The organism is Kibdelosporangium philippinense, from assembly GCF_021390435.2.
GTDB lineage: Bacteria > Actinomycetota > Actinomycetes > Mycobacteriales > Pseudonocardiaceae > Kibdelosporangium > Kibdelosporangium philippinense.
This window is the reverse complement of sequence record NZ_JAJVCN010000004.1, coordinates 1,870,983-1,890,518: the sequence shown is the minus strand read 5'-3', so window position 1 is coordinate 1,890,518 and position 19,536 is coordinate 1,870,983. Positions and strand designations below refer to the sequence as shown.

22 protein-coding genes are annotated in these 19,536 nt (G+C 64.1%); 11 read left to right on the top strand and 11 right to left on the bottom strand.

The annotated features are described in order from the left end of the window. Window positions 1–164: 164 nt before the first annotated feature. The 4 genes from LWC34_RS51835 to LWC34_RS51820 are packed head-to-tail and all read right to left on the bottom strand — an operon-like array spanning window position 165 to window position 3,227. A complete protein-coding gene (locus LWC34_RS51835) occupies window positions 165–440 on the bottom strand; it encodes an acetylxylan esterase (protein WP_233733642.1) in 276 nt (91 codons plus the stop codon). Beyond that, complete coding sequence (locus tag LWC34_RS51830) at window positions 440–1,465, bottom strand: ABC transporter ATP-binding protein (protein WP_233733641.1); 1,026 nt, start codon at window positions 1,463–1,465, stop codon at window positions 440–442. The genes LWC34_RS51835 and LWC34_RS51830 overlap by 1 nt, the downstream gene beginning before the upstream one ends. 3 nt (window positions 1,466–1,468) lie before the next feature. Continuing rightward, window positions 1,469–2,233: a carbohydrate ABC transporter permease gene (locus LWC34_RS51825; protein WP_233733640.1), complete on the bottom strand. Its 765-nt coding sequence runs from the start codon at window positions 2,231–2,233 to the stop codon at window positions 1,469–1,471. Next, on the bottom strand, window positions 2,151–3,227 hold the full coding sequence (locus LWC34_RS51820) for a carbohydrate ABC transporter permease (RefSeq protein WP_233733639.1): 1,077 nt from the start codon (window positions 3,225–3,227) through the stop codon (window positions 2,151–2,153). Before LWC34_RS51820 ends, LWC34_RS51825 begins: the two co-directional genes overlap by 83 nt. A 29-nt stretch (window positions 3,228–3,256) precedes the next feature. Between LWC34_RS51820 and LWC34_RS51815 the strand changes: the two genes are divergently transcribed. Then, entirely contained in the window at window positions 3,257–3,949 is a 693-nt protein-coding gene (locus tag LWC34_RS51815) for a class I SAM-dependent methyltransferase (protein ID WP_233733637.1), read from the top strand. A 2-nt stretch (window positions 3,950–3,951) separates the two neighbouring features. Here LWC34_RS51815 and LWC34_RS51810 read toward each other — a convergent pair whose 3' ends face one another. Beyond that, window positions 3,952–5,223 (bottom strand): ABC transporter substrate-binding protein, encoded by a 1,272-nt coding sequence (locus LWC34_RS51810; protein ID WP_233733635.1) that lies wholly within the window; start codon window positions 5,221–5,223, stop codon window positions 3,952–3,954. Further along, window positions 5,220–6,518 (bottom strand): helix-turn-helix domain-containing protein, encoded by a 1,299-nt coding sequence (locus LWC34_RS51805; protein ID WP_233733633.1) that lies wholly within the window; start codon window positions 6,516–6,518, stop codon window positions 5,220–5,222. The genes LWC34_RS51810 and LWC34_RS51805 overlap by 4 nt, the downstream gene beginning before the upstream one ends. Before the next feature lie 110 nt (window positions 6,519–6,628). On the opposite strand from LWC34_RS51805, the gene LWC34_RS51800 reads away from it, so the two are divergent. Beyond that, on the top strand, window positions 6,629–6,934 hold the full coding sequence (locus LWC34_RS51800; protein WP_308200302.1) for a nuclear transport factor 2 family protein: 306 nt from the start codon (window positions 6,629–6,631) through the stop codon (window positions 6,932–6,934). 129 nt (window positions 6,935–7,063) lie between these two features. Then, window positions 7,064–7,936 carry a hypothetical protein gene (locus tag LWC34_RS51795; RefSeq protein WP_233733631.1) on the top strand — a complete coding sequence of 291 codons (873 nt, stop codon included), beginning with the start codon at window positions 7,064–7,066 and terminating at the stop codon, window positions 7,934–7,936. Window positions 7,937–8,030: 94 nt separating this feature from the next. Here the strand turns inward: LWC34_RS51795 and LWC34_RS51790 are convergent, their stop codons facing one another. The 4 genes from LWC34_RS51790 to LWC34_RS51775 all read right to left on the bottom strand — a co-directional run bounded on the left by LWC34_RS51790 (window position 8,031) and on the right by LWC34_RS51775 (window position 12,404). Next, complete coding sequence (locus LWC34_RS51790; RefSeq protein WP_233733629.1) at window positions 8,031–10,577, bottom strand: VIT domain-containing protein; 2,547 nt, start codon at window positions 10,575–10,577, stop codon at window positions 8,031–8,033. Further along, window positions 10,574–11,200 carry a helix-turn-helix domain-containing protein gene (locus tag LWC34_RS51785; protein WP_233733627.1) on the bottom strand — a complete coding sequence of 209 codons (627 nt, stop codon included), beginning with the start codon at window positions 11,198–11,200 and terminating at the stop codon, window positions 10,574–10,576. The genes LWC34_RS51790 and LWC34_RS51785 overlap by 4 nt, the downstream gene beginning before the upstream one ends. Window positions 11,201–11,273: 73 nt before the next feature. Continuing rightward, the gene (locus tag LWC34_RS51780) at window positions 11,274–11,552 is read right to left on the bottom strand and encodes an HPr family phosphocarrier protein (RefSeq protein WP_233733625.1); all 279 of its coding nucleotides are present in this window, start codon (window positions 11,550–11,552) and stop codon (window positions 11,274–11,276) included. A 90-nt stretch (window positions 11,553–11,642) separates the two neighbouring features. Continuing rightward, entirely contained in the window at window positions 11,643–12,404 is a 762-nt protein-coding gene (locus LWC34_RS51775) for a DeoR/GlpR family DNA-binding transcription regulator (RefSeq protein ID WP_233733623.1), read from the bottom strand. A 108-nt stretch (window positions 12,405–12,512) separates the two neighbouring features. Between LWC34_RS51775 and pfkB the strand changes: the two genes are divergently transcribed. The 7 genes from pfkB to LWC34_RS51740 all read left to right on the top strand — a co-directional run bounded on the left by pfkB (window position 12,513) and on the right by LWC34_RS51740 (window position 17,781). Beyond that, the gene (gene pfkB, locus LWC34_RS51770; RefSeq protein ID WP_235730969.1) at window positions 12,513–13,475 is read left to right on the top strand and encodes a 1-phosphofructokinase; all 963 of its coding nucleotides are present in this window, start codon (window positions 12,513–12,515) and stop codon (window positions 13,473–13,475) included. A gap of 23 nt (window positions 13,476–13,498) precedes the next feature. Then, entirely contained in the window at window positions 13,499–14,599 is a 1,101-nt protein-coding gene (gene mtlA, locus LWC34_RS51765; protein ID WP_284051909.1) for a mannitol-specific PTS transporter subunit IIC, read from the top strand. A 14-nt stretch (window positions 14,600–14,613) separates the two neighbouring features. Then, window positions 14,614–14,922, top strand: a complete 309-nt coding sequence (locus LWC34_RS51760; RefSeq protein ID WP_037272365.1) for a PTS lactose transporter subunit IIB — start codon at window positions 14,614–14,616, stop codon at window positions 14,920–14,922. Continuing rightward, window positions 14,912–15,373: a PTS mannitol transporter subunit IIA gene (locus LWC34_RS51755; protein ID WP_233733621.1), complete on the top strand. Its 462-nt coding sequence runs from the start codon at window positions 14,912–14,914 to the stop codon at window positions 15,371–15,373. The genes LWC34_RS51760 and LWC34_RS51755 overlap by 11 nt, the downstream gene beginning before the upstream one ends. Continuing rightward, complete coding sequence (locus LWC34_RS51750) at window positions 15,370–16,410, top strand: zinc-dependent dehydrogenase (RefSeq protein ID WP_233733619.1); 1,041 nt, start codon at window positions 15,370–15,372, stop codon at window positions 16,408–16,410. Before LWC34_RS51755 ends, LWC34_RS51750 begins: the two co-directional genes overlap by 4 nt. Window positions 16,411–16,440: 30 nt before the next feature. Further along, window positions 16,441–17,193, top strand: coding sequence for a DUF427 domain-containing protein (locus LWC34_RS51745; protein WP_233734184.1), 753 nt, complete (start codon window positions 16,441–16,443; stop codon window positions 17,191–17,193). Window positions 17,194–17,310: 117 nt separating this feature from the next. Then, complete coding sequence (locus LWC34_RS51740) at window positions 17,311–17,781, top strand: hypothetical protein (protein WP_233733617.1); 471 nt, start codon at window positions 17,311–17,313, stop codon at window positions 17,779–17,781. Window positions 17,782–17,837: 56 nt separating this feature from the next. On the opposite strand, the gene LWC34_RS51735 is transcribed toward LWC34_RS51740, so the two are convergent. Further along, window positions 17,838–18,659, bottom strand: coding sequence for an aldo/keto reductase (locus LWC34_RS51735; protein WP_308200282.1), 822 nt, complete (start codon window positions 18,657–18,659; stop codon window positions 17,838–17,840). Between the two features lie 131 nt (window positions 18,660–18,790). On the opposite strand from LWC34_RS51735, the gene LWC34_RS51730 reads away from it, so the two are divergent. Then, complete coding sequence (locus LWC34_RS51730) at window positions 18,791–19,459, top strand: DJ-1/PfpI family protein (protein ID WP_233733615.1); 669 nt, start codon at window positions 18,791–18,793, stop codon at window positions 19,457–19,459. Window positions 19,460–19,536: the final 77 nt, after the last annotated feature.

The following is a 19,536-nucleotide window of genomic DNA, read 5'->3' as shown; positions in this document are numbered from 1 at the left end:
CAGTGATATCAGCTAGCGAGGCAGGTTTCCGGCGTGGGACGAGCGTTGCGGCGGCTCGGGTGGCTGCCAACGGATCGCGGCCGGTCAGCAGCGCGTGCACAGTGGACGGCGCGCCACTCAGGACCGCCGCGACCGCCACCCGCGAAACCCATCGCACACATCCACTATGCCCCCTGCGCGTGTCCACCACTCCGACACGCCCAGTTCACCAAAGCCGGGAAGCGACCGTCCACCCGGGGCACAGCGTACCAGCCTGCGACTCGGACATCCGCGTAGCTTGTGTACCGAACGTCATAAACGGCGACTTCCTGTGTGGACAGTGCGGGCACGTAAGTCATCGACGTGTCCAAGTCCGGCACTGATTTCAAGGTCTCCGCCCAGAATGACTCGAAGTCGTCGGGCAATGGGACGGTTATGGCGGCGTTCTCCGGATCCCTCATCACGCTCCCCTAGGCAACGCGCGACCGTCGGCCGCCGCGAACATGTGGATCTTCGCCGGATCTATTCCCACGTAGACAGTGCTGTCGACACCGGCATCGAACGGCGCCGGAACTCTTGCCTTGATCAACTCGTCGCCGACATCGACCGTCACGAGCACGTCCGCGCCCAGCAACTCGGCCACGAACACCCGACCGGGCACGTATCCGTCCACAAACGTCGGCGAGATTCGAACGTGCTCAGGGCGGATGCCGACCTCCGCGTCATCAGGGACGGACACACCGAAGCGGCGCGCGCCGGAGAGGAAGTTCATCGGCGGGCTTCCCATGAACGCCGCCACAAAGCGATTTGCTGGGCGTTCGTAAATCTCTTCCGGTGTGCCGCACTGCTGCAAACGGCCATCGGACAGCACCGCTATCCGATCGGACATCGTCATCGCTTCGACCTGGTCGTGCGTGACGTAGATGAACGTCCTGGCGACCTCGGCGTGCAAGCGCTTGATTTCCGCTCGCATGTGGACGCGAAGCTGTGCGTCTAGGTTGGACAGTGGCTCGTCCAAGAGATACGCGCCAGCGTCCCGAACAATCGCTCGGCCAAGCGCGACGCGTTGCCGCTGACCACCGGACAGTTCCCGAGGTTTACGGTCCAGCAAATCCAGGATTCCCAATGCTTTCGCGGCTGCGTGTACCTTTCCGTCGATCGTCTTACGCGGAACTCGCATCATCTTCAACGCGAACCCGATGTTCTGCTCGACCGTCCGGTGTGGATAGAGAGCGTACGATTGGAACACCATCGCGATGTCTCTTTTGTTGGCTGGCAGGTGCCCGACGGCCTGGTCGTCGAAGTAGATCTGGCCTGATGTAGCCCGTTCAAGGCCGCAGATCATCCGCAGCGTGGTCGACTTTCCGCACCCGGACGGTCCGACCAGCGTCAGGAACTCACGGTCCCGCACGGTCAACGTCAGTTCGTCCACCGCAGTCGCCTTGCCGAAATCCTTACGCAGTCCTTCGATCCGAACCTCGGCCATGGTCTACCCCTTCACCGATCCGGCAGCCATACCTTGCACGATCAGCCGCTGGAAAATCAGCACCAGCACCAACGGCGGTAGCACCGCCAGCACACCCGATGCCGCCATGACCGTGAACTGCGTATTGATGTCCGTCGCGAAGTTGGCCGCGATCACCGGCATGGTCTTGGACGCGATCGTACTGGTCAGAAACAACGCGAACATGAACTCGTTCCACGCGGTCATGAACGAGAACACCGCCGCGGCAACGAGTCCTGGCGCGGAGATCGGCAACACCACCGACCACATCGTACGAAACCAGCCGCACCGGTCCACTCGGGCCGCGTCTTCCAGTTCTCTTGGCACAGCACGGAAAAAGTCCTTGAGAACCCAGATCGTCACCGGCAATGCGAAGGTGGTGTACGACAGGATCAGCGCCCAATACGTGTCCAGCAGGTCCAATTCCCGCATCAGCAGGTAGAACGGGATGATGATGACGATGCCGGGCACCATCCTGGTCAGCAGGTACACCATCAGCAGCACCTGACTGCCCCGGAAGCGGATCCGGGAGAACGAGTAGGCCGCGAAAACTCCAAGCAGCAGGTTCAGCAAGGCCGTCATCGACGCGACAAGCAAGCTGTTGCCCAACGCGAACGGCGTTTCCTGGATGGCACGGGACCCGACCATCGCCTGCGCACCCGTCGGATCAACGAAGGCGCCATAGTTCTCCAATGTCGGACGCTCGGGAATCCACTGTGGAGGCACCGAGTTCGCGTCGACTTCGGGCATGAAGCTCATCGCGACGATCCAGTAGAACGGCAGGACGAGGTACAACGCGAAGAGCACGGCCGCCGCGTAGACCACGATCTTCTTCCACGGAATCCGGCACCGGAGGGGAACTGTCGTCATACCTCGAAACTCCCCTCCGGTAGAGCAGCCCGACATAGGCCACCGAGATGATCAACGTGATGAGCGTGATCACCCAGGCATAAGCGCTGCCCAGGCCGACATCCGTGTACGTGAGCACGCGTTGCACGCTCAGCAACGCGACCGTGGTCGTCGCATCGCCCGGACCGCCGCCGGTCAGGACGTAGATGGTGTCGAACGCACGGAAGGCGTTCATCGTCTCCAAGATCAGCACGATCAACAGCGGATGCAGCAGCCAGGGCAGCGTGACCTGGCGGAATCGTTGGAACACACCGGCTCTGTCGACCTTGGCCGCGTCGTACAGCTCGCCCGGGATGGTTGACAGCCCGGCTAGCAAGATGATCACCGCGAACGGCAGTGTGTTCCACACCTGCGCGAACGCCGTGAAGAAGAAGGCGCCAGTATCGGACGCCAGCCAGGCCTGGTAAGAGTCGATCAGCCCGAGGTCGGTTAACAGTCCGTTCAGTGCACCGGTTTTGGCGTCGAAGACGGTCCGCCACATCAGTCCGTTGACCACTCCCGGCATCGCCCACGGCAGCAGAACGAGGCTGCGCAGCACTCCCCTGCCCATGAACGTCTCGTTCAGCACCAAGGCAAGCACGAGTCCCATGACGACCGTGACACCGACAACGACCAGCACAAACAGCGCTGAAACCCGGAGCGAGGCCAGGAATGCCGGGTCGTCCACAAGGGACAGATAATTGTCCAGGCCGATCAGCTTGCGGGCCGCGGGTTGTGCGAGGTTGTCGCGGTGCAGGCTGACCCAGAAGGAGTAGCCGATCGGGTATGCCACAAGCAGTAGGATCGCAATCAGCGCAGGCGCGTTCATCGCGTAACCGCGCGCGTTGTCACTCAACTGCCGCACGGTGACCCCAGGGGGATGGAATGAAACTGCACGAAGGCTGGGACAACCACGCTTCGGATTGGATCAAGTGGTCTCGGGCGTCTGGCCTTGATTCCTATTGGCAGCACCACAGGGCCGCGTTTCTTCCGCTGATCCCGCCGCCGGGCAGGCTGACCGTCGATATCGGCTGCGGCGAAGGGCGCGTGACCCGTGACCTGCAAGAACTCGGCCACCGAGTGGTGGGAATCGACCGCTCGTTGACGATGGCGCGCGCAGCAGGCGAGCAATCGCAGGTAGTCGTGGCGGATGCGACGGCGCTTCCGTTCGCCACCGGCAGCGCCGACTGCGCGGTCGCGTTCATGAGCTTGCACGACATCGATTTGATGCGGGAGTCCGTGCGTGAGATCGCGCGGATTCTGGCTCCTGGTGGGCATTTGGTGCTTGCGATCGTTCACCCGATGAACACCGCGGGCGAATTCGTCGAAGGCGAGGAGGTGGATCGGCCGTTCGTGATCTCCAAGCCGTACTACGAGCAGCGAAACGAGGTGTTCGTGATCGACAAGGAGGAGTTGAGCATGACGTTCCACAATGCACACCGGCCGCTGCAGGAGTACACCGAAGCGCTTGCGGACGCTGGGTTTGCCATCACGAGGTTGCGTGAGCCGACCAACCCGAATCCGGACAGCGCGTGGAGCCGCATGCCGTTGTTCCTCAACATGGTTGCCCGGCGCTGACGTCACGAGTACTTCTTCGCCAGCGAGGTCGCGGTTTCGGCCAGGCTCGCGGCCACTGCCGCGCCGTCTGCCTGGTTGGTCAGCAGCTGCTGGACGCTCTTCTGCAGCGCCGCCTCGAACTCGCTATACCAAGGCGCGCCAAGGACATTGCGTGCTTTGGCGTTCTCGGCTAGTCCGGTGTAGACGTCTGGTTCGGCGAACTTCGCCAGTGTTGCTTTGATTTCCGCGTCGACGGCCATTTCCTTGAACGCGAAGCCAAGGCCGCGTTGCATGAACCAGAACCGCGCGGTTTCCGGGCCGCCGAGGTAGTTCAGTAGCCTCACCGCGTGATCTTTGACGCTTGTTTTGGCTGACAGGCAATACATCCGCGTGCTGCTGACTGTGCCTTTTGTCGTGCCGTCGATGCTGGGGATCGCCGCGAGCTTCATCTTGCCTGCTTGTTTGGACTTCGCCGGGTCGTTGTAGGTTCTCAGTGCGTAGCGGGAGCCGATCGTGAACGCGTATTGGCCCGCCATCATCGCGTTGTCCAACGGAACCGGCGTCAGTTGCAGGCCTGCCGGGTCGATGATTTTGCTGGTGGTGGCGGCTTTGTGGACCCAGTCGAAGACCTTCTGGGCGGTGGCCATCGACGGTGTGAAGTTGTCGGTGAACATCGCGCCGCCACTGCCGTAGACCAGGCCCCAGATCCAGCCTGCCCAGGCGTCCGACAGCTGGGCCGCGAAGCCGATCGGATGCTGCAGAACGCCTGCGTTCTTGAGTTTCAGTGCCTGCTGTTCGAGTTCGTCCAGGGTCGTTGGCGGAGTTGTGATGCCTGCCTTGTCGAGCATGGCCGCGTTGTAGATCAACGCCTGGCAGTCGGTGTAGTACGGCAAACCGTAGCGTTTCCCCTGGAACGTCATGGCTTGCGCGTTGGATGCATAAATCCCCTGGTAGATCTCGTCAACGCCAGGCAGGCCGTCGAGTGGTTGCAGATACCCCGCCTGCACCCAGCTCGCCAGGGAGTCGTCGTAGCAGTACAGCGCGTCCGGGCCGTTGTTGCCGGTGAATTCGGCGACGACCTTGCGGACGTACTGCGCGCTGGTGATCGGCGTGTACTCAACCTTGATGTCGGCGTTCGTCGCCGTGAACCGATCCAGATTCTGTTGCACCAACTGAGATTCATAGTCCCAGCCTTCAAAGCGCACGGCGCCGGTCCCCCTCGCACCGGCGCCGCACGCCGATAACAGCGGCAGAGCCACCGCGGAACCGAGCAGCGTTCGACGGGCAATTGTCATACCGTGCCCCTCCTGGCGTCGACAGCGTTGTCGATCGAAAGCTGGTACAGCCGGGTCGGTCGCCCCTTTCGGTGTGTCTGGCTGGTTCCGTCCGGCCTGACCAGGCCGCTTGCCACAAGCTTGCGGATCAGCCGACGGCCGCTGGGGTCGGTGATGCCCAGTGAGTCGGCCAGATCGCTCGGTGCGATGGGCTGGCCGCGCAGGCTGCGTTCCAGCGCCGCGAGCCGTGCCACCGTGACTGCGGAGAGCCCCGCGTCCCGCGCGACAGCTTCGAGTTCGCTGGGATGGCCCCGATAGGCGAAACTCAACGACGGCTGCGCCGCGCTCATCGGGCCGATCATCAGCCCGTTGTCCTCGATCAAGTAGCCGCACGGCAACGCTTCCTGGTCGGCACGCGCCGCAGCCCGCTCCGCCAGCAGCACACAGTTGCGAGCCGAGGCGCCGACACCAAACCCGGCGACCACCCGTAGCCCGATGGACGCCTCAGCCTGCGCCAACGCAGGCACCGACACCCAATTGCCGGTGATCCGTTCGAACAACACCTTGTGCGCGAACACCACAACGCCACGCCTGCCGCGATTCTCGATCCAAGCGTCGCCGAACTCGGGCGTCTCGACGAGCAGGTTCATCAGCCGGACTCGGGCCTTGTCCAGGTCAACCCCGCCATCCTGTTTGGACACGAAGAAGACACCGGCCGCGAACCGTTGCGCGCTGGCCCGTTCGGACTCGATGCGCAACGCCAGCTCATGCAGTTCAGCCCGGACAGCCGACACGACCTTCTCCGCGGTCATCACCCGACCGGTGAGCTCACGCGCGACGGCGGTGCGCATGGTGATCACGTAGCAGTCGGGATGGTCGCGGTGGAACTGAAGGATCTCCGTGGCTGACTGGTCCGGTGAATACGGCAGGGTGGCGATCTGGGTCCCGTCGAGATCAAGCGCCCCAGCAACCTCGTCGACGATGCTCTGCTCGAACGTGTCGATACTGACCGGCGTCATCGGCCATCCCCGCCCCGCGGCCCTGCTGAGTATCAGGGCAAGGTCGAGCGAGGCCGGTTTGGTGACCGTGACCTGCAGATCTGCGGGCAGCAGGTCACGGCACGCGGTATACGGGACGAGCCCGAGCAGCACCCCGTCAACCCGCTTGTCCGCCAGCAGCCGCTCGACGCCCGCCCGGATTTCGCGCTCGTACTCGTAGGTCACCCATTCGAGCGTGACGCCGGAAAGAGTGCTCGCCGCTTCCCGGAACGTCTTGCTGCCCCTGGCATGCATCACCAGGCCGATCACGATGCCCATCCGCACCACCGGTTAATTAGGAACCAGGTTCGGAAATAGTTCGTTTCTCGTGGTGGTGGGACTGTAACCACAAACCTGCATCGGGTTCAACGACGCTGTGGCCGTAACCCATCGAGAATGAGCTGTTCGCACCCGATTTCTTCAGTCATCCTCTTGGGACTACGGGGTTTGAGGCAGGCAAGCATGCCTGGCGCACTCTCATCTCCCATTTCCCCGACTACCGTCTGGTCGCCGAGGACATCCTGGTGGATGCGGACAGGGTCGCGGTTCGGTCTGCTGTTGCGGGGATTCCGGTTCCGGATGATGGGGTTCAGCCGATGCTGATTGAGATTTTCCGGGTGGCGGACGGGCGGTTCGTGGAAGCCTGGGGACTTGGTCAGGGGCTGCCGCTTGAGGTCCTCAGCGCGGACAGTTGAGTCAGCGTTCGATGGCAGGTAGGCGATTAACTGAGCCAGAGGCAGCCTGCTCAGGCCATCCGCTGGTTCCCGCCCGATATCGCCGCCTGCCTGCGTACTATCCACCTCGGTAACGGGGAGGCGGGGGACGTGTCGACACCACCAGGCTGGCCACAGCAGCCACATCCACCACAACACCAGGGCGGGCAGCAGGGCGGCTATCCACCACCGCCCGGCTATCCACCGCCAGGGCCGGGACAACCGACTGGGCCTGGTTATGCACCGCCGGGACCGGGACAACCCACAGGATCTGGTTACGCACCACCGCCGGGACCGGGATATCAACCAGGGCCTGGGTATCCACCGCCAGGGCCCGGATATCACCCTGGTCCTGGATATCCGCCGGGGCCCGGCTATCCACCGCGTCCGCCGAAGCCGAAGAGCAAGGCGCCGAAGATCATCGGCATTACCGCGCTCGCGTTGGTCGTGTTGGCGGTTGTCGGGCTCGTCGGGTGGCGGATCATCGTGGTGACCACGGACGCGGGTGTTGAGGCGAACGGCAAGACGGCACAGCCGGAGTGCGCGGTGAGCCAGCCGGTTCTCGACGCGGCCAAGGTGTCGGTGAACACGTCCAATGACTTCTACGACGGCATCACCTATGCCTGCGGCTACACCACCCGCAAAGGCTCGGACGGGCTGACCGAGAGCAACGTGTCCGTGCCCGTCACCAAGCTCGACACGGACATGAGCGCGAACCACCAATGGCTTGAGGCTCGCGTGCGGGAGAACACGTTGAGCCAGGTGAAGCCTGGCCCGCCGATCGGCGACAAGTCGTATTACACGCTACGCGAGTACGTCAACAAAACGTACATCGACCTGTACATCCAGCGCGGCGACACGATGTACAAGGTGGGTTATTACGGCTTCACGAACGGTTTCTTCGGTGTCTCGCCGGTCGCCGTGGATCGGGTCGAGGCCGACACACTGGCCATCGCCAAGGACGTGATGAAGATCAGGGACTGAGCCGGCACAGTACCTGTGCGAGCAGCTTCCGGGCCGGTCGTTTTCCTAGCTTCGAGAGCCGGCCCGGAGGCTCGCTACGCCGAGCCTTGGGTAGTCATCGCTTCCAGAAGGCCTTTCGCTTTTCACCGCCTAGGGATTCGAGGGTGGTGACGGTATTGGTCCAGCGGTCATCGATGGCTGCGTCGTCGGTTGGCACTGGCGTTTCGAGAGTGGTCGCCAGGGCAGCGAGGGTGGCGATGGCGTCGGCTGGTTCGTTTGCTGCTTGCCAGGCGGGTACGCGGATGCGGATGGCTGTGGCGAGGGCAGCGAGGATGGCTGCCTTTGTTGCCGCAGGCTCCTTTTCGGCTGCTCGGAGGGACTTCAGGTGTTCGGCGACGAAGTCGGCCAGGGTTGCTGGCGTTGGGGGCACTGGGTTTTCGAATGGTGCCGGGTTGTGGATTGGTGTCGAGTCGGCCGGGGTTGGGTTGTCGGACGGGGTTGAGTTGTCGACTGGGGTTGGGTTGTTGTCGAATGGCTCTGGGTCTTCGAATGATTGGGCGCCGCCGCGGCGTCGGCTCAGTTTCTTCGGGGCCGGTGGGGCGGTGGGGAAACTGCCCGGTTGGCTTGGTGGGGGCGGTGCTCCCTCGCCGAAGGTGAGGCTGCTGGTTTGGGCAGAGGCTTGGCCGCCGAGCTTCACGGCTGCACCTGGGCCGCCTGCATAGCTTTGCATTGCTGGGCTGGCTGCGAATGTGGCGGTTCCGTAGGCGCGAGATGCGGGCATGGCTGCTGGTACGGCCGGTGCTGTCATTTCCCAGCCGCTTGGCAGATCTACGGGTTGGGTCACCTTGTGGGTCTTACCGCCTTCGTTGACAACTCGTTGGTCGACTGCCACGAATGCCGTGAAACGGGAGAGCACCCCGAACGCCAGTGATGCGACGACGATCTGGTTTTCGAGCGATGTTTGGTCACCGAAACCAACGACGTACTGGTCCTCCAAGTCACGGATTCGGGTCCTGGCCCACAACGCACCCAGGCTTGGGTTCTCGCTAGGGGTCGCGGCGACGTCGGCACGCCAGCCCTCGGCACTGATCACCGTGACCGATCCGGTGGCAGCACCGGTGAAGCGGCCGGTGATCACGATTGGCGCGCCTTCGAACAGGTCTGGGATCGGGTGCGGGGCGATGGAGTCTTGTTCCAGGCCCAGGTCCGTCGAATTGAGGGTCAGGCCGACTGCTACGGGCGCGCCGATGCGGCGGTGGATGTTCTGCATCGCGTCGTCCAGCCGGTCTTCGGATTCGACCAGTTCGTATCGGCCAGAGGATCCGGCCAAGCGCTGCAGGAACGCCTCATTGACCGCACGGTCGATGCCTACTGTGTGCACCCGGACACCTGCCAGGGATTGCGACAGGTCACGGAGTAGCTGGTCTTCGTTGCCGATTTGGCCGTCGGTCACCAGTACCAGGACTCGGTCGCGGTTTGGTGATTCGCTCAACAGGGACGCCGCGGTGCGCAGCGGGTACAGCAACTCTGTACCGCCGCGGGCGTCCAGGGTGGACAGGAACTCGACGGCACGGAAGCGGTTGCGGTCATTGGCTTCCACGAACGAGGACGAGAGTGTCGGTGGCGTAATCACCTCGTGGTCGAACGCGAGTACAGCGAACCGGTCGGCTGAGCTGAGCGTGTCCACGATGCGTGCAGCGGCACGCCGGGCGGCGACCATCTTCCAGCCGCCCATGGAACCCGAGCGGTCCAGCACCAACACCACGTCACGTGGGCGCGCGGCGGCCTTGGCCGTTGGTGGCAGCACCGTGAGGGCGAAGGTGCCGCCGGAATCGTCTGGCACTACGGCAAGCGATGTGCTGATCGCGTCGGTGCCGTAGTTCAGGCGCAGGATGAAGTCACGGTCGGCGCGCTCCCCCGGGTCGAGCCGGACTTGTGTTCCGCTCGGCGCGTCCGATGTGGCCAGTGCGTGCAGGCTCGATGAGATACCTTGCAGTGGCAGGGATCCTGGGTCGATGTCGACTACTACCGACAGCTGGACTGGATTTGGGAACCCTGGCAGGAGCACGGGCGGGCTGATCCGGGACGCGTCTGGGACAGCGTCCGTGTCACGAGCCACGCCGTCGCCGACCTGATCGCCAGCCAACGGCGCGCCAGGGATGTAGCGCGGCGCGACGACGAGTGGAAACCGGAACGTCGCCTCGTTGTCCTCATAGGACAGCTGGGACGCCAGCGTCAGGTCTACGCTCACGCGCTCGCCGGGCATGATGTTGCCGACGCGCATGGTGAAGACGCCTGGTCGTTCCTCCTCGGCGATGGATGCGCGTTGGCCTGCGGCGATCGCCTGGTCATAGCTCTCCCGCGCGGCACCGCGCTCCTTGAGCACGCCCTCGATCACGCGGCCGTCGGCTTCCATCCGCAATGCGGTGACCGCGGCACGTGGCGGTAACGGGAATATGTATGTCGCTTCGAGCGGTTCGTCGTACGGATTATGGAAGCCTTGTGTGACTTCGATACTTGTTGCCAGGCCGGTGATCGCCGCGTGGACGTCGATCAATTCGAGCGGCAGGTTGCCGCGCGATGTGTGCAGACAGCCGACGCCGTCGTCCTCCGTTGGGCGTCCAGGTGCGTCGCTCGCGATCAGGTCGACCTGCGTGCTCATGCGTTTTCCCCTCCAGTGGTCGGCGCCAGGCCTAGGCGGCCGAGCACTTCGAGCAACGGTGCGGCGGCCGCCTCGATGGCCGCGAGGTCGTCCGCGTCGGGCGCACGATCCGCAGCATCCAGTAAGACCGTGACACTGTCAGCAAGGCGGACTCCGTGGACCGTCTTCGTTACAGTGTCGCCACTTCTTGCAGTGTTCCCGGCAGCATCGGGCGCGTCGTCGTGCGGAGACACCAGACGGCCGTGTGCATGCCCTTTCCAGAACTGTGGGGTTGTCTCGATCTCGGCCTGCGGCTGCACCATGTCCACGTGCGCGACCCCGGCCAGTTCGGACAGCCGTTCGTCGGTCACGCCGAGCAGCAACTCCTGGATTTTCGCCAGGGTGTTGCCCGTGGCCTGCAGTTTCTTGACCGCGACGATCTGTAAAAGCTGGCGGCGCCCGTACAGCACCGTTCGCCCACGCGTCGCCGCCGGCCTGTCTACCAGGCCGATCGTGGTGTACCACCGGATCGTTCGACGGTCGGGCAACTCCCGGACCCGTCCGCTGCTCTGGCCGTTGTAATCATCAGCCAGCAGTTCGGCTACTTGGTCCGGGAGCTGTTCGATCGTCCACAGCTCGCTCACACTGCAATACTGTCACTCGGTTCTGACACTGTCAATATTGCAGTGTCAGTTTGTCCACAGGGGCGAGGCAAAATCAGGTAGCTGGTGTCGCGTCCAGGTCCTGCGCCAGCAGCGAGGCCAGCTCCTCCAACGCCGCCTCGGCGCCGTCGCCCTCAGCGGACAGTTCGACCTCTTCCTCGAACTTCACGCCCAGCGCCATCACGGCCAGAATGCTCGACGCCGCAACACCTTTCTGGCCGGGCCGACCGATCAGCACCGGCACCGGCTGACGGGCGGCGGCCTGGGCGAACAGGCCGGCGGGCCGGGCGTGCAGGCCCACGGTGGACGCGATCTTCACTCGCTTGGTCGCCATGGTTCTCCTCCATCGCAGAAGAAGCCCACGGTAACCACGCCCGATGTGGTTAAGCAAGGGTTTCGTGTTGGTTTAGTTTGTTTTAAGTGGTCACGCTTGGAGTACCCGTGGCCCAGCGGCCGAGATCTCGTCGGCGACCGAGTCGTCGATGCCGGTGTCAGTAATAAAGGTGTCGATGTCCCCCAGATCGGCGAACCGGGAGAAGTGGTCGTTGCCAACCTTCGTGTGATCGGCGAGCAGGACGCACCGGCGGCCGCTGGCGATCGCGGCCTTCTTGACCATCGCCTCGGCCGGATCGGGCGTGGTCAGCCCGCGGTCGACGGAAACCCCGTTCGTGGCAATGAAAACGACCTCAACGAACGTGTCCCGCAGCGCCTGCAAGGCCCAAGCATCCACAGAAGCCAGCGTCCGGCTACGCAACCGGCCGCCGACCAGCATCACTGTCACGTTGGGACGCGTGATCAACGACAGCGCGATGTTCACCGAGTGCGTGACCACGGTCAGCTCACGATCCACTGGCAACGCGTCGGCCATCCGCGCGGTGGTCGTGCCCGCATCCAACAGGATCGTGCCGGACTCCGGCAACTCGGCGAGAGCGGCCTTGGCGATCCGGTTCTTCTCCTCGGTCATCACGGTCTCACGCACCGACAAGGCGGGCTCGAAGCCGAGCCGTTCCACCGGGATCGCACCGCCGTGCACGCGGCGGAGCACACCGTGGCGTTCAAGGACAGTGAGGTCACGCCGGATCGTCTCGGTGGTGACGTCGAACTCCTCGGCCAGCGCGGCGACGTCGACACGCCCCTTCGCCCTGGCCCTGTCGAGGGTCACTTGCTGCCGTTCCTCCGCGTACATGGTGTGACTTTATGTTGATTCGTGCGTGCCAGCAACGCCCAGGTATTGCAAACCAACATGAATCCATGCACAATCACTTAAATCCACGTTGGATGTGCGTTGAACCACATGGAGGTGGAAGCGAGCGTGATCGTCACGGTGACGGCAAACCCGAGCATCGACCGTACGGTCGAGGTGGCCGCGCTCGTGCGAGGCAGCCTGCACCGGGCCACCGCCGTGCACGTCCAGCCGGGCGGCAAGGGGATCAACGTCGCCAGGGCGTTGGTGTGCAACGGGGTCAAGGCCCGCGCGGTCGTCCCGGCCGGTGGCGCCGAAGGTGAACAGCTGATCAGCCTGCTGTCCGACTACAGCATCGACGTCGTACGGGTGCCAACGCTGGGCACAGTCCGGATGAACGTCAGCGTGATCGAGCCGGACGCGACGGTCACCAAACTGAACGAACCAGGCGCGCGGCTGACCGAACCGGAAACCACGGCGCTGGCGGACGCGATCATCAACGCGTCCCACAACGCGTCGTACGTCGTGCTTGCGGGCAGCCTCCCACCAGGAGTTCGTGACGACTTCTACGCAGGATTGATCACCCGCCTCACTGACGAAGACACCCAGGTCGTCGTCGACACGAGCGGACCGGCCTTGCGCGCGGCCCTGGCCGCAGGCCCGACGTTGATCAAACCGAACCACCACGAGCTCGAAGAAGCCGTCGACCGTCCACTGGCCACGATCGGCGAGGTCATCGAGGCCGCACGGGAACTGTGTTCCCTTGGCGCGAAAGCAGTTCTGGCCAGTCTTGGCCAAGACGGCGCGGTGCTCGTGGACGCTACGGAAACATGGCACGCCGAAGCACCGGTCGTGACCGCACGAAGCTCGGTGGGGGCCGGTGACGCGATGCTCGCCGGTTTCCTCGCCGCAGGAGGAAAAGGACGCCAGGCACTGGTGTCCGCAGTGGCATGGGGCGCGGCGGCGGTTTCGTTGCCGGGCAGCACGATGCCGAGGCCGGACGACCTCCGGCCGCACCTCGTCGAGGTGCATCCACGGATCAAGGCAGGCCGGGAACTACGCGGGGACAACTGAAACCAGTACGGGAAGTGTCGACGATGACAAAGACAGAAGACGCGCCAAGCAAGGCGCATCAGCTCCGCGCCTCGGTGCAACGCTTCGGCGGGTATCTCGCCGGCATGGTCATGCCCAACATCGGCGCCTTCATCGCGTGGGGCTTGATCACCGCACTGTTCATCCCCACCGGCTGGACACCGAACGCACAGCTCAACCAGCTGGTCGAGCCGATGATCATGCTGCTGCTGCCGATCCTGATCGGCTACACCGGCGGCCGTCTCGTGCACGGTCAGCGCGGTGCCGTGGTCGGCGCCGTGGCCACCGTCGGTATCGCGGTCGGCGCGGACATCCCGATGTTCCTCGGCGCCATGCTGATCGGCCCGCTCACCGCGTTCCTGCTGAAGCTGTGGGACAACTCGGTCGGCGAGAAGGTCGGCGCGGGCTTCAAGATGCTCGTGGACAACTTCAGCGCGGGCATCATCGGCGGCACGATGGCTGTCGTCGGCTCGATCGCGATCGGCCCGGTCGTCGAGGGCATCACCAAGGGCTTGGGCAACGGCGTCCAGTTCCTGGTCGAGGCGCATCTGCTGCCGCTGGTGTCGATCATCGTGGAACCGGCGAAGGTGCTGTTCCTCAACAACGCGATCAACCACGGCGTGTTGTCGCCGCTCGGTGTCACCCACTCGGCCGAGACCGGTAAGGCGATCGAGTTCCTCATCGAGCCCAACCCGGGCCCTGGCCTCGGCATTCTGGTCGCGATCATGCTGTTCGGCGTCCGGGCGATGCGCTCGACCGCGCCAGGCGCGATCGTGATCCAGTTCCTCGGCGGGATCCACGAGATCTACTTCCCGTACATCCTCGCGGCGCCTCGGCTGATTCTCGCCGCTATCGCGGGTGGCGCGGCAGGCGTGTTCGTCTTCAGCATCACGGGTGCTGGTCTGACGGCGACCCCGTCTCCCGGCAGCATCTTCGCGGTCCTCGCCGTCACGCCGAAGGGTGGCTACTTCGGGGTCATCGCCGGTGTGGTGATCTCCGCGGCGGTGTCGTTCATCATCGCGTCGATCTTGCTGAAGTTCGGCAGGGACGCGCGGAAGGCCGAACGTGAGCAGGTAGTCGCCAACGGCGGGACTGTCAAGTCCTGAAAGGAAAGCCTGACATGAGCAGCATCGAAGGGTCCGCGATCAAGAAGGTCGTCATCGCCTGCGACGCCGGGATGGGCAGCAGCGTGATGGTCGCGTCCCAGCTGGCCAAGCGGCTCAAGCCGTACAAGGTCTCGGTCACCCACACGCCGGTCAACGACATCCCGCAGGACGCGGATGTCGTGCTGTGCCAGACAACGCTGCTGGCCAGGGCACGTAAGACCACCGGCGAGACGGTCGTTCTCGGGTTCCAGAGCTTCCTCGGCGACCCGGTGTTCGACCGCGTGGAGGCCGCGATCCGGGACGGTGGGTCCCTTGCCGACTGAGCGGACCTCGCTGCTCACGGCCGAAGGCATCCGCCTCGGCCGTACCGCGAAAGACCGGGCGGACGCGATCGACCAGTGCGGTCGCGCCCTGCTCGAACTCGGTGCGGTCGAGGCGGACTACCTGCCCGCGATGCACGAACGTGAGGAATCGCTGTCGACCTTCATCGGCGAGGGCGTCGCGATTCCCCATGGCACAGACCAGTCACGGCAGTACGTGAAACGCACGACGCTCGTGGTCCTGCAGTTCCCCGACGGCGTGGAATGGGGCCCAGGCAACACCGTCCAGATGTGCATCGGCATCGCGGCCAACGGATCAGAGCAGGTCGGGATCCTGTCCGCGCTGGCCATGGTGCTGATGGACAGCGAGAACGCCGCCAAGTTGCGGCAGGCAGCCGACGCCGAGACGGTGCTGGGCCTGCTGCAGTCGATCGACGAGGAGACGAACCAGTGAAGGTCGCGCGCTTCTACGCGCCGGGAGACATCCGTATCGAGGAGGCGCCCGAGCCATCGGCAGGCCCAGACGAGCTGAAGCTGAAGGTGCACAACTGTTCCACGTGCGGAACGGACCTGAAGATCTTCCGGCACGGGCATCACCACATCGATCCGCCACGGGTGATCGGCCACGAGATCGCCGGCGAGATCGTCGAGGTCGGCTCTGCTGTGGACGGTTGGCAGCCCGGCGACCGTGTCCAGGTGATCGCCGCGATTCCGTGCGGCGAATGCCCGGACTGCAAGCGCGGCTGGATGACCATCTGCCCGAACCAGCGCTCGATGGGTTACCACTACGACGGTGGCTTCGCCGAGTACATGATCGTGCCGCATGCTGTGCTCAAAGTGGACGGTGTGAACCGGATCCCAGATTCGCTGTCGTACGCGGAAGCCTCGGTCGCGGAACCGTTTGCGTGTGTCCTCAACGGACAGGAGCTGGCGCGCGTCGGCGAAGGTGACACAGTTGTCGTGGTCGGTGCTGGCCCGATTGGCTGCCTGCACGTTCGGCTGGCTCGCGCTCGTGGCGCCGAGTCCGTGTACCTGGTCGAGTTGTCACGTCAGCGCTTGGAAATGGCGGCTGCGCTGGTCAAACCGGACGCGGCGATCTGCTCTTCGGACGTGGACCCGATCGAGGAAGTGCTGCGGCTGACCGACGGGCGCGGTGTCGACGTCGTCATCACGGCAGCGGCCGCGGGCAAGGCCCAGGAAGACGGCTTGAAGATGGCCGCGAGGCGTGGCCGGATCAGCTTCTTCGGCGGCCTGCCCAAGGACAACCCGATCATCGCGTGCGACTCCAACCTGGTGCACTACCGCGAGCTGACGATCGTGGGCGCCAACGGCTCAAGCCCCTCGCATAACAAGCGAGCGCTTGAGCTGATCGCGTCCGGCGCGGTCCCGGTCGACGACCTGATCACCCACCGGATGCCGCTGGATGGCGTGCTCGACGCGATCCACACGGTCAGCACCGGCGAGGCCATCAAGGTAACGATCGAGCCGTAACGGAATCTCCCCGCCACCACCGGGGTTGACCTGGGCATGGAAGCTCGTGGACGAGTCAAGATCGAACCGGGCACCAGGTGTGTCCGGGTCTACCTCGGTGGTGTGCTGGTCGCGGACACGTTGACGCCGGTGTATGTATGGGAGATTCCGTACTATCCCGCCTATTACATCCCGCGTGCGGACGTGAAAGCCGAGCTCATCGCCTCGGGCAACACCGACCACTCCCCTTCACGCGGCGACGCGACCTTGTACACCGTCAAAGCGGGTGGCAAAGAGGCCGTGGACGCGGCTCGCGTGTATCTGGACTCGCCGCTGGAAGAGCTGCGTGACCTGGTCCGTTTCGACTTCGCCGCAATGGACGCGTGGTTCGAAGAGGACGAGGAAATCTACGTCCATCCTCGCGATCCGTACAAGCGGGTCGACGTCCTCAGCAGCTCACGGCACGTGCGCGTCGAGATCGACGGTGTGACCGTGGCGGAATCGGCCAACGCTCGGATGTTGTTCGAGACCAGCCTGCCGACGCGTTACTACCTGCCGAAAACCGCGGTCCGGCAAGATCTTCTTGAGCCGAGTTCCACGCACACGGCCTGCCCGTACAAGGGCGAGGCGTCGTACTACTCGGTGCGTGTCGAGGACAAGCTGCACGAGGACATCGTCTGGTACTACGACACTCCCCTGCCGGAAAGCCAGAAGATCGCCGGAATGGTGGCGTTCTACAACGAAAAGGTCGACACCTTTGTGGACGGAGTGCTCCAGCCGAGGCCGAAAACTCACTTCGCGTGACCGAGTCTGACTCTCGTTTGGCCTAACCACCCGGTCGAGGAGTGAACTCCACTGTGGACGTGACCACTTCCTTCTAGCGTTCTGCGTCGGGAGCGCACCGGAGGAAGAAGGTCTTTCATGGGTGACTTGTCACGCCGGGCCGCGATGCTCGGGATGCCCCTCGCCGCGGCGGGAACCGTTGCGGCGACAACGAGTGCCGGTCTGGCCGTGGTCGAATTCACTGCGGTGCGAGCCAAGAACACATTGCCGCTCAGCCCGCCGCTGGGTGCGCCGTTCATCATCTATCTGGCATTGCGGGATGCCACCGGCGCTTCGATCGGCGACGGCTCGTTCTTCGGCATGGTCGTGGATGTCACTGTGGACATTCCGCCCAAGATCGTGGTGTCCGCCAAGGCGATCTTCCGGTTGCCGACCGGTGAAGTGCACGCGAGCAGCATGCAGCTGTGGAAAGTCCCTGAAGGCGGCGTGAAACACCCGATGGCGATCGTGGGCGGGACCGGCGCATACGCCTCGGCGCGGGGTGAGGGCACGATCGAGCACATCACGGCCGACATGTCAGCGGTCACACTTCGCGTGGTCACCGACTGAAAAGCTCGTGAGTGTTTTCGCCGGTTCTAACCGGCGAAAACACTCACGAGGGCTGATCAGCCGAAATGGTCCGGGTGCGGGCCGGTGCGCTCGTCCTTGTCCAACGTGGACAGGTCGGTGAGGTCCGCGTTGGACAGGTCGAAGTCGAAGATCCGCAGGTTTTCCTTCATCCGGCTCGGGGTCACCGACTTCGGGATGATCACGTTGCCGAGGTGAAGGTGCCAGCGCAGCACGACCTGGGCGGGCGAGCGGTCGAGCCGCTTCGAGATCGCCACGACCGTCGGATGCGTCAACAGGTCGCCGCCCTTGGCAAGCGGGCTCCACGCCTCGGTCGCGATGCCGAGCTTGGTGTGCACCTCACGAAGCTCGGTCTGCTGGAGGTAGGGGTGCAGTTCGACCTGGTTGACCGCGGGCACGCGGCCGGTCTCGTTGATCAGTTCCTCGAGGTGCGGCGCCTGGAAGTTGGAGACGCCGATCGCGCTGACGCGGCCCTCGTCAGCCAGCCTGATCAGGGCTTTCCAGCTGTCGACGAAGCGGTTCTGCTTCGGCGCCGGCCAGTGGATCAGGTAGAGGTCCAGGTAGTCCAGGCCGAGCAGGGCAAGGCTCTTGTCGAACGCCCGCAGCGTCTCGTCGTAACCGTGATCGTCATTCCACAGTTTGGTGGTGATGAACAGTTGTTCCCGCGGGAGTCCAGCAATCGCCTTGCCGACGGCCTCCTCGTTGCCATAGGCGGTGGCTGTGTCGATGCTGCGGTATCCGGCGTCGAGCGCGGACGTGACCGCATCGAAGGTCTCGGTGTGAGGGACCTGGAACACGCCGAAGCCGACCTGCGGCATGGCCACGCCGTTGTTGAGCTTGATGGTGGGGATGTCCGGCACGATGATCCTTTCAGCAGGGCTAGCGGCGTGCGCAATATTTGCAGACGCCTCATATCTTACAGCATCCGATGTGGCCGCAACCGTGGCCGACGTGTCCGAAAAGGTGCGTTCGTTGGCGATACGGTCAAGTTATGCAGATCGCAATCGTTGTTTACCCAGGAATGACGGCCCTAGACGCGATCGGGCCGTATGAACTTCTCCGCTCGATGCCGGACTCGGAGATCCGGTTTGTCGCTGAGGCTCCCGGCAAGGTCGTCACGGACAGCGGCGTCCTTGTCCTCGGCGCCACACATTCGTTCGACGAAACCCCGTCGCCCGACATCGTGCTTGTGCCCGGCGGCTCCAACGGCACGGTCGGCGCGATGAACGACAAGGCGCTGATCACGTGGCTGCAGGCCGTGCACCCGACGACCGCGTGGACGACCTCGGTGTGTTCCGGTGCGCTGATCCTGGCGATGGCCGGGCTGTTGAAGGGCCTTCCGGCAACGACTCACTGGGTTTGCCAGGACGTCCTGGGTTCGATGGGCGCGATTCCTCAGCCGGACAAGCGAATCGTGCACGCGGGCAAGATCGTGACCGCCGCCGGGGTGTCAGCGGGAATCGACTTGGCGTTGTGGCTCGTCGGCGAGATCTGCGGGCCGGAACAGGCCGAACGTTCCCAGTTGGAGATCGAGTACGACCCGCAGCCGCCGTACGACGCAGGGCATCCAAGCAAGGTCAGCCCGGAAATGCTGGAGGAAGTCCGAAACAAGCTCGTCGCCGACGCGCAGAAAGCCACAATGGCCACAACTTCCTGGTAGCACGGCAAAGCTGCCCATAAGGTCGCTCGGTCAGGGTGGCGATCCCGCGTGCTGGTGGGGTACGAACGGTTATGCGC

Bases quoted from the DNA above. Each gene is read 5' to 3' on its own strand.
- LWC34_RS51835 (WP_233733642.1), bottom strand. From the start codon at position 440: ATGAGGGATCCGGAGAACGCCGCCATAACCGTCCCATTGCCCGACGAC.
- LWC34_RS51830 (WP_233733641.1), bottom strand. From the start codon at position 1,465: ATGGCCGAGGTTCGGATCGAAGGACTGCGTAAGGATTTCGGCAAGGCG.
- LWC34_RS51825 (WP_233733640.1), bottom strand. From the start codon at position 2,233: ATGCCCGAAGTCGACGCGAACTCGGTGCCTCCACAGTGGATTCCCGAG.
- LWC34_RS51815 (WP_233733637.1), top strand. From the start codon at position 3,257: ATGAAACTGCACGAAGGCTGGGACAACCACGCTTCGGATTGGATCAAG.
- LWC34_RS51810 (WP_233733635.1), bottom strand. From the start codon at position 5,223: ATGACAATTGCCCGTCGAACGCTGCTCGGTTCCGCGGTGGCTCTGCCG.
- LWC34_RS51805 (WP_233733633.1), bottom strand. From the start codon at position 6,518: ATGGGCATCGTGATCGGCCTGGTGATGCATGCCAGGGGCAGCAAGACG.
- LWC34_RS51790 (WP_233733629.1), bottom strand. From the start codon at position 10,577: ATGAGCACGCAGGTCGACCTGATCGCGAGCGACGCACCTGGACGCCCA.
- LWC34_RS51780 (WP_233733625.1), bottom strand. From the start codon at position 11,552: ATGGCGACCAAGCGAGTGAAGATCGCGTCCACCGTGGGCCTGCACGCC.
- LWC34_RS51775 (WP_233733623.1), bottom strand. From the start codon at position 12,404: ATGTACGCGGAGGAACGGCAGCAAGTGACCCTCGACAGGGCCAGGGCG.
- pfkB (WP_235730969.1), top strand. From the start codon at position 12,513: ATGGAGGTGGAAGCGAGCGTGATCGTCACGGTGACGGCAAACCCGAGC.
- mtlA (WP_284051909.1), top strand. From the start codon at position 13,499: ATGACAAAGACAGAAGACGCGCCAAGCAAGGCGCATCAGCTCCGCGCC.
- LWC34_RS51760 (WP_037272365.1), top strand. From the start codon at position 14,614: ATGAGCAGCATCGAAGGGTCCGCGATCAAGAAGGTCGTCATCGCCTGC.
- LWC34_RS51740 (WP_233733617.1), top strand. From the start codon at position 17,311: ATGGGTGACTTGTCACGCCGGGCCGCGATGCTCGGGATGCCCCTCGCC.
- LWC34_RS51730 (WP_233733615.1), top strand. From the start codon at position 18,791: ATGCAGATCGCAATCGTTGTTTACCCAGGAATGACGGCCCTAGACGCG.